13 protein-coding genes are annotated in these 14,468 nt (G+C 61.1%); 7 read left to right on the top strand and 6 right to left on the bottom strand.

The window, feature by feature from the left end; genetic code table 11:
- Nucleotides 1-191: 191 nt before the first annotated feature.
- Both WHX55_RS22915 and WHX55_RS22910 read right to left on the bottom strand, forming a co-directional pair.
- The gene (locus WHX55_RS22915) at nt 192-1,673 is read right to left on the bottom strand and encodes a methyl-accepting chemotaxis protein (RefSeq protein WP_353741384.1); all 1,482 of its coding nucleotides are present in this window, start codon (nt 1,671-1,673) and stop codon (nt 192-194) included.
- 207 nt (nt 1,674-1,880) lie between these two features.
- Complete coding sequence (locus tag WHX55_RS22910; RefSeq protein ID WP_353741383.1) at nt 1,881-2,690, bottom strand: TatD family hydrolase; 810 nt, start codon at nt 2,688-2,690, stop codon at nt 1,881-1,883.
- A gap of 237 nt (nt 2,691-2,927) precedes the next feature.
- On the opposite strand from WHX55_RS22910, the gene WHX55_RS22905 reads away from it, so the two are divergent.
- The 3 genes from WHX55_RS22905 (at nt 2,928) to WHX55_RS22895 (ending at nt 5,443) form a co-directional block, all read left to right on the top strand.
- A complete protein-coding gene (locus WHX55_RS22905) occupies nt 2,928-4,349 on the top strand; it encodes a transglycosylase SLT domain-containing protein (RefSeq protein ID WP_353741382.1) in 1,422 nt (473 codons plus the stop codon).
- A 103-nt stretch (nt 4,350-4,452) separates the two neighbouring features.
- On the top strand, nt 4,453-4,887 hold the full coding sequence (locus WHX55_RS22900) for a DoxX family protein (protein ID WP_150726277.1): 435 nt from the start codon (nt 4,453-4,455) through the stop codon (nt 4,885-4,887).
- Nucleotides 4,888-5,134: 247 nt separating this feature from the next.
- Nucleotides 5,135-5,443 (top strand): hypothetical protein, encoded by a 309-nt coding sequence (locus WHX55_RS22895; RefSeq protein WP_008001428.1) that lies wholly within the window; start codon nt 5,135-5,137, stop codon nt 5,441-5,443.
- A gap of 3 nt (nt 5,444-5,446) precedes the next feature.
- On the opposite strand, the gene greB is transcribed toward WHX55_RS22895, so the two are convergent.
- Genes greB through WHX55_RS22880 form a run of 3 tightly spaced genes read right to left on the bottom strand, consistent with a single transcriptional unit; the run spans nt 5,447 to nt 9,166 of the window.
- The gene (gene greB / locus WHX55_RS22890) at nt 5,447-5,944 is read right to left on the bottom strand and encodes a transcription elongation factor GreB (RefSeq protein WP_007973570.1); all 498 of its coding nucleotides are present in this window, start codon (nt 5,942-5,944) and stop codon (nt 5,447-5,449) included.
- A gap of 34 nt (nt 5,945-5,978) precedes the next feature.
- Nucleotides 5,979-8,483: an ABC transporter permease gene (locus tag WHX55_RS22885; protein WP_353741381.1), complete on the bottom strand. Its 2,505-nt coding sequence runs from the start codon at nt 8,481-8,483 to the stop codon at nt 5,979-5,981.
- The gene (locus tag WHX55_RS22880) at nt 8,483-9,166 is read right to left on the bottom strand and encodes an ABC transporter ATP-binding protein (protein ID WP_046043370.1); all 684 of its coding nucleotides are present in this window, start codon (nt 9,164-9,166) and stop codon (nt 8,483-8,485) included. Before WHX55_RS22880 ends, WHX55_RS22885 begins: the two co-directional genes overlap by 1 nt.
- A gap of 10 nt (nt 9,167-9,176) precedes the next feature.
- Here WHX55_RS22880 and WHX55_RS22875 point away from each other — a divergent pair, with 10 nt between their 5' ends.
- From WHX55_RS22875 to ltrA, 4 genes are all read left to right on the top strand, one after another.
- Nucleotides 9,177-9,782 carry an arylesterase gene (locus WHX55_RS22875; RefSeq protein ID WP_008049055.1) on the top strand — a complete coding sequence of 202 codons (606 nt, stop codon included), beginning with the start codon at nt 9,177-9,179 and terminating at the stop codon, nt 9,780-9,782.
- A gap of 56 nt (nt 9,783-9,838) precedes the next feature.
- Nucleotides 9,839-10,132 carry a hypothetical protein gene (locus tag WHX55_RS22870; protein ID WP_007991769.1) on the top strand — a complete coding sequence of 98 codons (294 nt, stop codon included), beginning with the start codon at nt 9,839-9,841 and terminating at the stop codon, nt 10,130-10,132.
- 1,056 nt (nt 10,133-11,188) lie between these two features.
- Nucleotides 11,189-12,163, top strand: a complete 975-nt coding sequence (locus WHX55_RS22865; protein WP_150756021.1) for a L,D-transpeptidase family protein — start codon at nt 11,189-11,191, stop codon at nt 12,161-12,163.
- Nucleotides 12,164-12,639: 476 nt separating this feature from the next.
- On the top strand, nt 12,640-14,061 hold the full coding sequence (gene ltrA / locus WHX55_RS22860) for a group II intron reverse transcriptase/maturase (RefSeq protein ID WP_353740848.1): 1,422 nt from the start codon (nt 12,640-12,642) through the stop codon (nt 14,059-14,061).
- A gap of 144 nt (nt 14,062-14,205) precedes the next feature.
- Here the strand turns inward: ltrA and oprI are convergent, their stop codons facing one another.
- Nucleotides 14,206-14,457, bottom strand: a complete 252-nt coding sequence (gene oprI / locus WHX55_RS22855) for an outer membrane lipoprotei OprI (protein ID WP_003199355.1) — start codon at nt 14,455-14,457, stop codon at nt 14,206-14,208.
- Nucleotides 14,458-14,468 lie beyond the last annotated feature (11 nt).

Below are 14,468 nucleotides of genomic sequence, written 5' to 3'. Positions count from 1 at the left end.
AAGAATAGGCCCGGTCAATGCTGGCGGCGAATCAAGGCTGGCTATTGGCTTGATAGCTGTCATGGTCTGGATTGATGTTGCCGGTACTGACTATCGCGAGCAGGCTCGCTCCCACATTGATCTTTGGTGACCATCAGACTCTGGACATACATAGATCCCTTGTGGGAGCGAGCCTGCTCGCGAAAGGGCCCTCAAAGTTTCAGTTGACCGATAGCCTTGCTTAATTCCCCGGCCAATGCCGCCAGTTCATTGCTGGTGGTCGCCGAAGTCACTGTCTGCTGCACCGTATTCTCGGTCACGTCACGGATGCTCACCACCGCCCGGTTCATCTCTTCCGCCACCTGGCTCTGCTGTTCGGCCGCCACCGCGATCTGCGTGTTGCTCTCACGCATCTGCGCCACCGCGCCGGTGATCTCGGCCAATGCCGCGCCGGCCTCTTGCGCCTGTTGTACACAGTCGTCGGCCTTGAACGAGCTCTCTTGCATGAAATCCACGGCGTCCCGCGTACCGGCCTGCAACGCCGAGACCATGAGGGTGATTTCATCCGTGGAGGCCTGCACGCGTTTGGCGAGGTTGCGTACTTCATCGGCGACCACCGCGAAGCCGCGACCCATCTCGCCGGCCCGGGCCGCTTCGATCGCGGCGTTCAGCGCCAACAGGTTGGTCTGCTCGGCGATGCTGTGAATCACGTTGACCACGCCGTTGATCTTCTGGCTGTCCTTGGCCAGGCGTTGAATCATCTCGGCGGTCTGCTGGACGCCGGTGGACAGTCCGGCAATCGAGCGCTGCACCCGTGTCACGACCTCCTGCCCGCTGCCGGCCAGGGTATTGGCCGATTGCGAAAGGTCACGGGTGGCGCCCGCGTGTTGGGCGATGTGATAGACCGTGGCGGTCATCTCATTGATCGCCGTGGCGGCCTGATCGGTTTCGCTTTGCTGGCCCAGCATGCCGTGGCGCACTTCATTCATGCTGGCCGCCAGCCGCGCGGCGCCGACGTCCAGCTGTCGGGCGGTGCTGGCAACGGTGTTGACCACCCGTTGATAACCGGCCTGCATGGCGTTGAAGGCGTTGGCCATTTGCCCGACTTCGTCGCTGCAAGCCAATGGCACGCGGGCCGACAGGTCGCCGGTTTTCTCCACGTGCAACATGACGTCTTTCAAGGTGTTGAGCTGGCTGAGCAGGAAGCGGATCAATAACTGCGATGCACCGAGCATTGCCAGCATCAGGATGAACACGGCCGACGCGTAGTTGGCAAAACGATCGTTGAACACCTGGCTCAGGCTTGGACCGTGGGCAATCACGGCGACCTGCTGGCCATCGGCACGCGAGAATACTTCGGCACCCGTCAACGGATTGTCACCGAACAGCGGCATCACGTTGATCTCGACCCAGCCGTTTGCATTGATGAGTTGCGCAATGGGTTGTTCATTCAGCGACGGCGCCTGTCCGCGATTGAACGTCAGCAGGTTGTCGGCGTGGGGCAGCGGTTGCCCTGCGGGCCAGGCTTTGAGCAATCGCGCCTGGGCCTGGGCCGAAGCCTGGGCGGCGTGACTGCGGGCCTGCTGTTCGAGCTGCACTGCGTACAGCACTAGCAACAGGGTGGTGACGAAAGCGACGGCGTTGACCGCCCAGAATTTGTATTTCAGCGAGATATTGCTAAGCCAGGCACCCATGGAGGTCTTCTCTGATAGCGGAAACAGTTTTGGCAAGGTGCCATCATTGTGCCGCTACTCAGGTGGCTGATTCTTGATGCAGATCAACGGCCCCTCAGCATTCCAGTGTGGGAGCGAGCCTGCTCGCGATAGCGGTCTGTCATTCAACTTGATGCTGGCAGACACGACGCCTTCGCGAGCAGGCTCGCTCCCACAGGGGATTTGTGGTTACTGGGGGATTGATGGCAAGCCGTAGAACGCCCGTGCGCACGCGGTGGTGTGCGCTGCCAGATCTTCCTGGCTTTCCCCGCGATGCAGTGCCACTTCGCGCAGTACTTCGGTCAGGTACGCCGGCTCGTTGCGCCCGTTTTTCGGCTTGGGGCGCAGGCTGCGCGGCAGCAGGTACGGCGCATCGCTTTCGAGCATCAGGCGTCCGCGCTTGATCTCCTTGACCAGCGGATGCAAATGCGTGCCCCGGCGCTCGTCGCAGATCCAGCCGGTAATGCCGATGTGCAAGTCCAGGTCGAGGTAGCTGAACAGTGCCTTCTGTTCGCCAGTGAAGCAGTGCACCACGGCGGCCGGTAGTCGGTCGCGGAAGTCGCGCAGGATTTCCAGCAAACGCTGGCTGGCGTCGCGTTCGTGCAGAAAAACCGGCAGCTGCAATTCGACGGCCATGGCCAGATGTTCTTCGAGGACCTTTTCCTGCTGCGGGCGCGGCGAGAAATCACGGTTGAAGTCCAGCCCGCATTCACCCACGGCCACCACATTCGGCTCGTTGAGCAAGCTGCGCAAACGGCGGGCGCTGTCGGCGTTCCAGTCGCTGGCGCAGTGAGGGTGAATACCGGCGGTGGCGAACAGGCGCTGGGCGCTTTCGTCCAGTTGCTGGCACAGCTCAAGGGCCTGTTCACTGCCCTCGACACTGGTGCCGGTCAGCACCAGTTGGCACACACCAGCAGCGTAGGCGCGGTCGAGTACGGCCTGGTGTTTGTCGGTAAAACTGGCGTTGGTCAGGTTGACGCCGATATCGATGAGTTGCATGGTGCTACCTCGGCCCAAAGGCCGGAAAGCATATCAGAGCCGTGGATTTATAAGAAAAACCAAGAACTACAACGGGTTAACGCTGTCTCTTGAGCCGCGGACCAGGCCGGGTTGGTAGTTTTGCCATCATTGTGCCAGTCTTTCGCACTTTGCCAGCGCCTTGGGCGCTCTGTTTTTGTCGCCGCGCTTGATGGTTTTCGTCATTGAAGCGGGCCTCATATTCTTTCCGGAGAGTGGATGATTCGTCCCTCGGTTTTGCTACTGCTGTGTTGTTCGCTGCTATTGCCGATGTCGGCGGTCGCGCGTCTGCCCGGGCCGCTGCAAGCCGTACCGGTCAGCAAGGTGCGTGACCTTGCCCAAATTCGCAGCAGTCGTGTGCTGCGGGTGTTGGTCAACCAGAGCCGCAACAGTTCCGGCGAAGTCCAGGGGCAGGCGATCGGGGTCGAATACCATCGCCTGAGAGCGTTCGAGCAATACCTCAACGGCCACGCCCGTGACGGCCAGGAAATCACCCTCAAGATCATCCCCAAGGCCAAGGATCAACTGCTCGGCGCATTGCAGCGCGGCGAGGGCGATCTGGTGGCGCCAGGCGAGTTGCTCGATCTGCAACCGGGCTTCGCCGTCAGCACCAGTGAGCCGATTGCCAGCAACATCCCGTTGGTCCTGGTGGGCATCAAGGGCGAACGCCGCTACACCAAACTTGAACAGCTTTCCGGCAAGACCCTGGCGTTACCCGCTGGCAGCGCCGCTGGGGATGCCGTCAGCCAGATCAATCAAAAGCTCGCCTTGCACAAACTGCCACCGGTCACAATCGAATGGGTCGATCCGAGCCTTGCCGTCGAGGACGTGCTGGAGATGGTCCAGGGCGGGATCTTCCACCTGACCATCGTCGAGCAGCCGATCGCCGAGCGCTGGGGCAAGATCCTGCCCAAGCTGCGTTTCGACAAGCAGGTACTCATCAGCGAGCCGGGAGAAGAATTCTGGTTCGTGCGCCGTGATGCCTCGATGCTGCGGGCCAGCATCAATCGCTTCCTCACCGCCTACAAAAAACCATCGGATCAGGACGCCGCGTTCCTGCGGATCTATCGTCGTCTCTATCAAGTGCACTATCCGCTGGCCAAGGCGGACCGGCAGCGTCTGGAGAAACTTCGCCCGGTGCTGCAGAAACACGCCGATGCCCAAGGCATGGACTGGCTGAACCTGGCGGCGCTGGCCTTCAAGGAGTCAGCCCTGCAACCTGCCGCCCGCAGTGGCGGTGGTCCGACCGGTCTGATGCAGATCACCCCTTCTGCGGCGCAGCGGGTGGGGGTCAACAACATCCAGGACCTTGATGGCAATGTGCAAGCCGGGGCCAAGTACCTGGCGATGATCCGGCGCAAATTCTTTGCCAGCCCGAAACTCAACGAGCGCGAACGCATGGCCTTCGTGCTGGCGGCCTACAACATCGGGCCGGAGCGGGTGCAAGGCATGCGCGCCGAAGCCCGGCGGCGAGGTTTGAATCCCAACCAGTGGTTCTTCCAGGTCGAACGCGTGGCCATGGAGCAAGTGGGTATGGGGCCCGTCAGCTATGTTAATAGCGTGAACAAGTACTACTTGGCGTTCGACCGGGAGAGGGAGTCGTTGGAGCCCCAGGGACAAAAGGTTGTCTCGCGTAAATGATCGACTAATCTGATTGTAATGGTGGGTTTTTTGCGCTTTTACCATGCGATTTACTGATTAATATGGCGAGCAACCAATACACACTGACAAGGAATGAAACAGCATGAGCACTCTGATCAACAAGGTACTGTCTACCCGCGCTGGCTACGGCCTGACCGTTCTGCGCATCGTGGTCGGCATTGTTTTCGCCGCTCACGGCTCGCAGAAACTCTTCGGGGCATTCGGCGGCTATGGTCTGGCTGGAACCGCGCAGTACATGGAAAGCCTCGGACTGACGCCGGGTTACCTGATGGCGGCACTGGCGGGCGGCACCGAATTCTTCGCCGGCCTGGCCCTGATCATCGGCTTGCTGGTTCGCCCGGCCGCACTGGGCCTGATCTTCCTGTCGCTGGTCGCAATTTTCTCGGTGCACATCAGCAACGGACTGTTCATGGCCAACAACGGTTATGAATTCGCCCTGGCCTTGCTTGGTGGCAGTATCGCGGTATTGATCGAAGGTGCGGGCAAACTCTCGGCGGACCGTGTCATCGCCGGCTGAGCGCTCTGGCTCAACGAAAAGGCCCGCATTGTGCGGGCCTTTTTTGTTGAGCGTCATTCTTGACACTGTCCAGTCAGCTTCTCTAGGATGTTGCTCATGCGCCGATTTAAACAGCTACTTGCGGGGCGCCAGGTGACTCATCCAGTTGCCGATAGAAGCCAGAACAGGCTTCGAAATACCGCTAAAGCGCTGGTTCGGTGTTGCCTCTCACCTGCCATGCAGACTTTTGAGGCAGAGACACGACACAATGAATGCATTAAACCCCGTTGTACGTCCCGCGCCGATCACGGCACACCTGACCCAGCGTAATCCAAAAATCCTGCTTGGCGGCAAACATCAGCCGACGCTCTTGCGTTATCTCGATGGCTGGCCTCGTCGTACCGGCGGTCCCGCTGCCTTCCTGATCCAGTTTGTCGAAGACGGTGAGTCGCTCGCTCGTTTCGCCGACGACAGTTTTGATTTGGCGGTGATTCAATCCCCCAGCCTAGAAGATGCGCCTGAAGTGATCCGGCAACTGACCCGCGTTGCCCGGCAAGGGCTGATTACCCGGCGTTAAAGCTCACGGGTAGTCGATCGCCACGATGTAGACGCACTGCTCACCGGTGGGTGTCTGGACCCGGACTTCGGCGTCCAGTGCCTTGCCGATCAGGGCGCGGGCCAACGGCGAGTCAATGCTGATCAGACCCTGCTTGAGGTCCAGTTCATCGGGCCCGACAATGCGGTAGCGCGACTCTTTGCCATCCTCGTCCTCTATCGTGACCCAGGCGCCGAAATAGACCTTGTTCGGATCGCTGGGTTTTTCGCTGACAACCTTGAGCGCTTCCAGGCGTTTGGTGAGAAAACGCACGCGGCTGTCGATCTCTCGCAGCATCTTTTTGCCATAGGTGTATTCAGCGTTCTCCGAGCGATCACCCTGGGCCGCGGCTTCGCTGACAGCCTGGGTAACCTGGGGCCGACGTACATGCCACAACTCATGGAACTCGGCGCGCATCCGCGCTTCACCCTCGGGGGTGATCAGCGCGGTGCCAGCGGTGCGGGGAGGGCGGTAACGGCTCATGACAGCTTCTTGTGGTGAGGATGGCAGGAGTCTATCAACCCTCGCGCAGGACTGTCAGCGGGCTGGCGTTCAATGCCCGACGGGTGCCGAACACGCCGGCACCGCCAATGAGCACGGCGCCCACCAGTGGCAGCACCAACAGCCATGGATGCGGATGCCACGGCAGGTCAAAGGCGTAGCGGTAGAGCACCCAACTCACCACTTCCGAACCCAGCGCCGCCAGCAAGCCACTGACTGCGCCCAGCAAACCGAACTCGATACGTCGAGCCTTGACCAGCAATTGTCGCTCTGCCCCCAGTGCTCGCAACAGCGCGCCCTGGCGAATGCGTTCATCCAGCGTCGCTTGCAGGCCGGAGAACAGCACCGCCATCCCCGCCGCCAACACGAACAACAACACGTACTCCACCGCCAGGGTCACCTGGGCGAGGATGCTGCGCAATTGCTCCAGCAAGGCTTCGACCTGCAGGATCGTCACCGCCGGGAAGGCGCGGGACAGGTCGACAATCTGTTGGTCATGACCCGATGCCAGATAGAAACTGGTCAGGTAGGTCGCCGGCAGATCCTTGAGGGTGCCGGGCTGGAAGATCATGAAGAAGTTCGGCTGGAAGTTGTCCCAGTTGATCTCCCGCAGGCTGGTGACTTTCGCCTCGCGATTGACCCCGCCAACGCTGAAAACCAGATGGTCGCCGAGCTTGATTTTGAGGCTTTCGGCGACCTTGCCTTCCACCGACACGCCAGGAACATCGTCCGGCGTCTGTTCGTTCCACCAATTGCCGGCCGTGAGTTTGTTGCCCGACGGCAGGTCCGCGGCCCAGGTCAGGCTCAGGTCGCGCTGGATCGCCCGGTCGCCGGCCGATTCCTTGGTGACGATTTGCTGCACCGGTTCGCCGTTGATGCTGATCAAGCGCCCCGGCACCACCGGGTACAGCGGAGCCGATTGCGCCGACACGGCAATCAGGTGATCGGTGAAGGCCTGTTTGTCCGCTGGCAGGATGTTCAGCGCGAAGTAGTTTGGAGCGTTTTTCGGCAGCTGGTTCTGCCAGGTGTCCAGCAACTCGCCGCGCAGCAGCGCAATCAGCGCCATCGACAGCAGAATCAGGCCGAACGCCAGGGACTGGCCCGCGGCAGCGAGCGGATGACGCAGCAGTTGGCCCAGTCCCAGGCGCCAGGGCAAGGACGCACGAGCCAGCATGCGCCGCAGACTCTTCAACAGCAGTAACAACAAGCCGCCCAGCACCAGCGCTGCAATCACGCCGCCGCCGAGCAGGGCAAAGGTCAGCACCAGGTCCAGGCTCAGGCGCCACATGATCAGGGCGAGGGCGCCCAGCGCTGCGCCGTAGACCATCCAGGTGCTGGAAGGGATCGGCAGCATGTCCCGGCGCAGCACACGCAATGGCGGAACCCGGCCCAGAGCCGCCAGTGGCGGCAAGGCGAAACCGGCCAGCGCCACCAGTCCGGTGCCGATCCCGGCAATGGCTGGAAACAGCCCGCCCGGAGGCACGTCGGTCGGCAACAAGTCATGCAGCAGGGCAAACAACCCCAGCTGTGCGAGCCAGCCAAGGAGGGCGCCGCTGATACTGGCCAGCAGTCCGAGCACGGTCAGTTGCAGGCTGAACAACACCATGGTTTCCCGGCGCGACAGCCCGAGGCAGCGCAGCAAGGCACTGGCATCGAACCGGCGGGTGGCGAAGCGGGTTGCCGACAGCGCCACCGCCACGCCGGACAGCAATACCGCCACCAGGCTGGCCATGTTCAGGTAGCGTTCGGCTTTGCCCAGGGCGCCGCCGATCTGCCGATTGCCGTCGCGGGCGTCTTGCAAGCGCTGGTTGGCGGCAAGACCCGGTTTGATCTGTTGCCGATACGTTTCGAGTGCCTGAGCATTGCCTCGCCATAATTCGCGATAGCTGACCCGGCTGCCGGGCTGCACCACGCCGGTGGCCGCAAGGTCGTCGAGGTTGATCAGCACCCGCGGTGTCAGGCTGTAGAAATTGCCGGCGCGGTCGGGTTCGTAGGTCAGCACCCGCGCCAGTTTCAGGGTTTTCATGCCGACATCGATGCTGTCGCCGATCTTCAGGTCCAGGGCGGTCAGCAGGCGTGCCTCGACCCAGGCTTCACCGGGTTGCGGTCCGCCACCGACTGTTTCCGTGGCATAGGGTGAGGGCGCGCTTTTCAATTCGCCGCGTAGCGGGTAGGTGCCGTCGGCCGCCTTGATACTGGACAACTGGATGCCGTTGTCGGTGGCGATGACGCTGGAGAACTCCACCACTTGAGCGTGTTCCAGACCCAGTTCGGTGCCGCTTCTTATCTGTTCGGGGCGCGCCGGCGAACTGCCTTCGAGCAGCAAGTCGGCACCGAGGAATTCGGTAGCGCGCAGCATCATGGCGCCGTTCAGGCGTGCGCCAAAGTAACCGATGGCGGTGCTGGCGGCCACGGCCACCAGCAAGGCGAAAAACAACACGCGCAATTCACCGGCGCGGGCATCGCGCAGCAATTGGCGGATGGCGAGACTGAACAGGCGCAACAGCGGCAGACGTGCCATCAAGGCTCCAGAGGGGCGACCAGCAGGCCGGCTTCAAGACGGATCAGGCGCCGGCAGCGATGGGCCAGGCGTTCATCGTGAGTCACCAGCACCAGGGTCGTGCCTCGCTCCTGGTTGAGCTCGAACAGCAAGTCGCTGATGCGCTCGCCGGTGTGGCTGTCGAGGTTGCCGGTCGGTTCGTCGGCGAACAGCACATCGGGCTCGGCGGCAAACGCGCGGGCAATCGCCACGCGTTGCTGCTCGCCTCCGGAGAGCTGGCGCGGCGAGTGCGTCAGGCGTTGGCCCAGTCCCACCCGTTGCAGCAATTGGGTGGCGCGTTCGCGGGCGTCTTTGCGGCCATCGAGTTCCAGTGGCAGCATGACGTTTTCCAGGGCATTGAGACTGTCGAGCAGCTGAAACGATTGAAAGACAAAACCCACGTGCTCGGCGCGGATGCGCGCACGCTGGTCTTCATCGAGATTGCTCAGGCCTTGCCCGGCGAGAGTGACTTCGCCGCTGCTCGGCAGGTCGAGGCCGGCGAGCAGGCCCAGCAGGGTGGACTTGCCGGAACCGGAAGCGCCGACGATGGCCAGGCTATCGCCCTTGTTCAGTTCCAGGCTGAGTTGGTGCAGGATGGTCAGTTCACCTTCCGCGCTGGGAACCACTTTGCTAAGGTCCTTCGCGATGAGAATGCTTGCGCCCATGGAGAGTCCGATGCGTGTCTGGTTTTTGAGTGCTGGCCTGGCCTTGATGTGCATGGCCCAAAACGCAGCGGCGGGTACAGTCCTGATCGTTGGCGATAGTATCAGCGCCGGTTTCGGGCTGGATACCCGGCTGGGCTGGGTGTCGCTGCTTGAGCAACGGCTCAGGCGCGAAGGTTTCGACGATAAAGTGATCAATGCGTCCATCAGTGGCGACACCAGTGCCGGAGGCCAGGCGCGCCTGCCCGCGCTGCTTGCAGAGCATAAACCGGAACTGGTGATCCTCGAGTTGGGCGGCAATGACGGCCTGCGCGGGATGCTGCCAACTCAATTGCAACAAAATCTTGCTTCGATGATCGACAGCTCCCGTGCCAGCGGTGCCAAGGTGTTGCTGCTAGGCATGCAATTGCCACCCAATTATGGTGCGCGTTACACCAAGGCGTTCGCCGAGGTCTATAGCAACCTGGCCGATGAGAAAAAGATCCCGCTGGTGCCGTTTTTCCTCGACGGCGTGGGCGGCCATCCGGACTTGATGCAGGCTGACGGCATACACCCGGCGGCCGGGGCCCAGGACAAGTTGCTGGAAAATGTCTGGCCTACTCTAAAACCGCTGTTATGACACTTTTCTAGACGCAGGCTTTCGGCTAAGGTGGCGCCCCCGATTTGGAGCCCCCGATGCCGCGTCCCGCCTGGTCACTATTTGCCTATCAACTGATCGAGCCTGACGAACAGTTGGATCTGTTCGCCTGCCAGGAAGTGCGGGTGCATCTGGTGACCCGTCAGCTGGAGTTGGGCGGCTCGGCGGACCGGACCCTGTGTGGCAGTCTGTTGCCGGCTTCGCCTCGCTGGTCGAGTGTTGATCGCCGGGTGTTTCAGGACCAGCGGCTGTGTTCGTTGTGCCGGGCCATTCTTGAGTCGCAGAAGCGTGGTACGTCGCCGATCTGGCCGGAGTTGCGGTTCGAGCTTTGATCCGTAGTTGCGTGCTAGCCCTGTTATTTGTTGATTGCGTACATATCCGTTGTTCGGGTAACGGCGGCTTATGGTTTCGCCCTTACGGCGAGTCACTTTTTTACAAGCGCCTAAAAAAAGTAAGCAAAAAAACGCTCGCCCCGAACGTACGGCCCCTCGCCTGGGCTCGGGGTTCCTTCGCTCCGGCATTCATCCGGGGGGCATCGCCTCCGGTCGGCTTCGCGCGACCTCCTCTCGATGTGTTCGGCTGCGCCGAACGGCGCTGCGCGCCTACCCCCGGATGAACACCTCCACTCAGCCTGCCGAGGGGGCGGGTGAATCAAGATCAAGAGCTGCAGGCGAGCTAACGCTCGGCCTGATGAGTGGTGAGGAGCGTGGGTGTACGCCGCTCTGCCTTTGCTCTTCTTTGGGGCGGCGGTGCGGCGATCCGACTTGCCCGCGAAGGCGGCCTGACAGCCGACCAATTTCTTTCGAATGTACCCAGCCCAACTGTAGGAGCGAGCCTGCTCGCGATGGCGGCCTACCGGCCGACCAAGAGCATCACAGGCGAACGAACCCCGCGATCAGGCCGGCCGGTAGGCCGCCTCGCTTTTGCTTTTGCGGTACACGCCCCCTCGAGAGGCCGAGTGGAGGTTCTGCGTAGTGGGCAACCCGGCATGGATGCCGGGTTAGCCGCCGCCGGCCATGGATGGCCGATGGCGGCGGGCCCACGGAGCAGGACCGGAGCGAGGGCATGCCGAGCCTAGGCGAGGCACCGAACGTCAGGGGCAAGAGCCCTTGGTTACTTGGGGCCGGGCGGCGTTCCGCTCTTCCAAGTAACCCGCCGTAAGGGCGGAACCAAAAGCAGCCGTTACCGCAGAAACGGATATGTGCACCCTCAAAAATCCACGCCGCCTGCCACACAGCCATCACAAGCAAGCTCGCCCCCACACGGGATCGAGGACAATCTCAAAATCGCCTAGCACTGCCTGCAATCGGGCCATCTCCCCGAAATAACGGATGGCGGTGTACAATCGCGCTCTTATATCTCTGTTGATCATGCGAAGGATTTTCCGGATGTTGCCGCGCTTTCCTGCCGTCACCCGCTGCCTGACTCTTGCCGCCCTCTTTATGGCCGGTCCAGTCGCAGCATTGGAGTTTCCCCTGCCACCGCCCGGTGAGGACATCATCGGCCAGGTGCAGGTGATCAAGGCCAAGTACGAAGACACCTTCGCCGACCTTGGTACCGCCTACGATCTGGGCTACACGGAAATGCTCGCGGCCAACCCGGGAGTCGATGCCTGGTTGCCAGGCGCTGGCACGGAAATCATTCTGCCGACCCGCTTCATCCTGCCGCCAGGCCCGCGTGAAGGCATTGTGATCAACCTGGCCGAGTACCGCCTCTACTACTACCCGAAAGGCAAGAACGTGGTGTACACGTTCCCGCTGGGTATCGGTCGTGAAGGCTGGGGCTCGCCGATTGCCCACACCAACATTACCGCCAAGACACCTAATCCGACCTGGACGCCTCCAGCTTCGATCAAGGCCGAGCACGCAGCCGACGGTGATCCGCTACCCAACGTCGTGCCGGCCGGCCCTGACAACCCGCTGGGGCCGTTCAAGTTCACCCTGGGCACACCGGGCTACCTGATCCACGGTTCGAACAAGAAGTTCGGTATCGGCATGCGCACCAGTCACGGTTGCTTCCGCATGTTCAACAACAACGTGCTGGAAATGGCGGGCATGGTGCCGGTCGGTACGTCCGTGCGGATCATCAACGACCCGTACAAGTTTGGTTTGAGTGGCGGCAAGGTCTATCTGGAGGCGCATACGCCGCTGGACGACAAGGGCAATCCGTCGGTGGTCGACAAGCACACCGCAGTCATCAATGCGATGCTCAAGCGTGAAGACATCACCAACAACCTGCGCATGAACTGGGATGTGGTGCGTGATGTGGTCGCCGCTGAAGACGGCCTGCCGGTAGAGATCGCTGTGCCGGGCAACGGCGTCGTACCGATGGTGTCGAGCACGCCGATCGACCCGCTGCAGTAACGCTGGCAAAGAACCCGTCGGCGCGGACCGCGTCGACGGGTTTTTTATTGGTGCGCCAGGCATGGCGCGTTGCGCGAAGCGCAACCAGCTTGGCTGTGGTGGCCACGCTGGTGACTTGGAGGTGAAAGTCCTCTACACACCCGGCAAGGGGAAGTGTTAGCCAGAGGCAAGGGTGTCGCGGGCGACTGCGAATCTGAAGGAAGCCCGAGGCAAAATGCTGGCCTGACGAACAGGAAGCGGATAGAGGCGGCGCAGCGGGGTAAGAAGGCCAATATCTTCAAAGCCCAATACTTGCACGGAACGCTGTGACGTAGATCCGACAGGCATAAGCAGGAAGGTCGCGCGAATTACCCTGGGAGATCTGTGGGTTTGCCACTGTGCTACCGAGCGTCGAGAGGCGACGGGATGAGCCCACAGAAGTCAGCTGAGGCCGTAGTAAGTGGCGGATTACCGCGTCACCAAGGGCCGAACAGGTTATGCCGCCAGTAGGCGTCAGAGTCTCGTCGAATGTTGAAACGCAGAATATTCTCCAAGAGAAAACTGTTACCCCAGGTCCTGGACGGTATCCGAGGATGAAGGCTGACAGGGCGCAAACATCGACGGCGTCTGTGGCGTGGACGAACGCGGAGCCGGACACGCTGATGGTGCGGGTGCTTGCACCCGCCAACCTCAAGCGTGCGTATCAACGCGTGGTCAGCAACAAGGGCGCACCGGGTGCCGATGGCATGACGGTCGACCAGCTGGCGGGCTACGTGAAACAGTATTGGCCGATCCTCAAGACTCGGCTGCTGGCCGGCGAATACCACCCGCAAGGTGTACGCGCCGTCGATATCCCCAAACCCAAAGGCGGCACAAGACAGCTGGGTATCCCCAGCGTCGTGGATCGCCTGATCCAGCAGGCGCTGCTGCAACAGCTCACGCCAATCTTCGATCCGCTGTTTTCGGACTACAGCTACGGCTTTCGTCCGGGCAGAAGCACTCATCAAGCCATCGAAACCGCCCGCGCCCATGTGGCGGCGGGCCACCGCTGGTGCGTGGAACTCGATCTGGAGAAGTTCTTTGATCGGGTCAACCACGATGTATTGATGGTCTACATCGAGCGTCAAATCGAAGATAAACGTGTGCTTATGCTGATCCGTCGTTATCTCGAAGCGGGAATGATGTCGGGCGGGATCGCCAGCCGACGGCAGGAAGGGACGCCGCAAGGCGGCCCGCTCTCACCGTTGTTGTCGAACATCCTGCTCAATGAACTCGACCGCGAACTGGAACGGCGGGGCCATCGTTTTGTACGCTATGCCGACGACGCCAACATTTATGTGCGCAGTCGTCGTGCTGGCGAGCGAGTGCTGGTCAGGGTTGAGCGCTTCCTGAATCAACGCCTGAAACTGACGTTGAATCAAGAAAAGAGCCGAGTAGCACGGCCGTGGGCGTGTGATTACTTGGGTTACGGGATGAGCCTGCATAAACAGCCGAGGCTGAAAGTAGCTACGATGAGCCTGAATCGCTTGCGCGATCGGCTCAGAGAACTGCTGCGCGGAGCGCGGGGCCACAAGATGGCAAGCGTCATTGAACGGATTAACCCGGTGTTACGTGGTTGGGCGGGTTACTTCAAGCTCAGCCAGAGCAACCGCCCCCTTGAGGAGTTGGATGGCTGGATGCGCCGTAAACTTCGCTGTGTCATTTGGCGTCAATGGAAGCAGCGCCCAACGAGGGCGCGCAACCTGATACGTCTGGGGATCAGCGAAACACGCGCCTGCAAATCAGCGTTCAACGGGCGCGGGCCATGGTGGAATTCGGGAGCGTCACATATGAATCACGCGCTGCCGAAGAAGCTGTGGGACAGCCTGGGGCTGGTCCCAATACTGGATACGATAAAACGGCTTAACCGCATAACCTGAACCGCCGTATACGGACCCGTACGTACGGTGGTGTGAGAGGACGGCGGCTGTGAAGCCGCCTCCTACTCGATCCTGGAGAAACGCCGGGCAATAAAAAAGCCGACCCAAAAAATGGGTCGGCTTGATAACAATCCCGAAGGATTATTACTTGCGGCTAGCTTTGTCCAGCATGCGCAGAGCACGCTCGTTAGCTTCGTCAGCAGTCTGTTGTGCTTTTTGAGCAGCAGCCAGAGCTTCATCAGCTTTACGGTAAGCTTCGTCTGCACGAGCCTGGGAGCGAGCAGCTGCGTCTTCAGTAGCGGTCAGACGTGCTTCGGTTTCTTTCGATGCGCTGCTGCAACCGGTAGCCAGAACTGCGGCCAGAGCCAGAGCAGAGAATTTCAGAACGTTGTTCATCGTGTTCCCCT

This window comes from Pseudomonas fluorescens, from assembly GCF_040448305.1.
Lineage (GTDB): Bacteria > Pseudomonadota > Gammaproteobacteria > Pseudomonadales > Pseudomonadaceae > Aquipseudomonas > Aquipseudomonas fluorescens_BH.
This window is presented reverse-complemented; position numbering and strand designations above follow the sequence as displayed.

What these genes read in the sequence shown, in the direction of transcription:
- WHX55_RS22915 (WP_353741384.1), bottom strand. Translation starts at nt 1,673, where the DNA reads ATGGGTGCCTGGCTTAGCAATATCTCGCTGAAATACAAATTCTGGGCG.
- WHX55_RS22910 (WP_353741383.1), bottom strand. Translation starts at nt 2,690, where the DNA reads ATGCAACTCATCGATATCGGCGTCAACCTGACCAACGCCAGTTTTACC.
- WHX55_RS22905 (WP_353741382.1), top strand. Translation starts at nt 2,928, where the DNA reads ATGATTCGTCCCTCGGTTTTGCTACTGCTGTGTTGTTCGCTGCTATTG.
- WHX55_RS22900 (WP_150726277.1), top strand. Translation starts at nt 4,453, where the DNA reads ATGAGCACTCTGATCAACAAGGTACTGTCTACCCGCGCTGGCTACGGC.
- WHX55_RS22895 (WP_008001428.1), top strand. Translation starts at nt 5,135, where the DNA reads ATGAATGCATTAAACCCCGTTGTACGTCCCGCGCCGATCACGGCACAC.
- greB (WP_007973570.1), bottom strand. Translation starts at nt 5,944, where the DNA reads ATGAGCCGTTACCGCCCTCCCCGCACCGCTGGCACCGCGCTGATCACC.
- WHX55_RS22885 (WP_353741381.1), bottom strand. Translation starts at nt 8,483, where the DNA reads ATGGCACGTCTGCCGCTGTTGCGCCTGTTCAGTCTCGCCATCCGCCAA.
- WHX55_RS22880 (WP_046043370.1), bottom strand. Translation starts at nt 9,166, where the DNA reads ATGGGCGCAAGCATTCTCATCGCGAAGGACCTTAGCAAAGTGGTTCCC.
- WHX55_RS22875 (WP_008049055.1), top strand. Translation starts at nt 9,177, where the DNA reads ATGCGTGTCTGGTTTTTGAGTGCTGGCCTGGCCTTGATGTGCATGGCC.
- WHX55_RS22870 (WP_007991769.1), top strand. Translation starts at nt 9,839, where the DNA reads ATGCCGCGTCCCGCCTGGTCACTATTTGCCTATCAACTGATCGAGCCT.
- WHX55_RS22865 (WP_150756021.1), top strand. Translation starts at nt 11,189, where the DNA reads ATGTTGCCGCGCTTTCCTGCCGTCACCCGCTGCCTGACTCTTGCCGCC.
- ltrA (WP_353740848.1), top strand. Translation starts at nt 12,640, where the DNA reads ATGCCGCCAGTAGGCGTCAGAGTCTCGTCGAATGTTGAAACGCAGAAT.
- oprI (WP_003199355.1), bottom strand. Translation starts at nt 14,457, where the DNA reads ATGAACAACGTTCTGAAATTCTCTGCTCTGGCTCTGGCCGCAGTTCTG.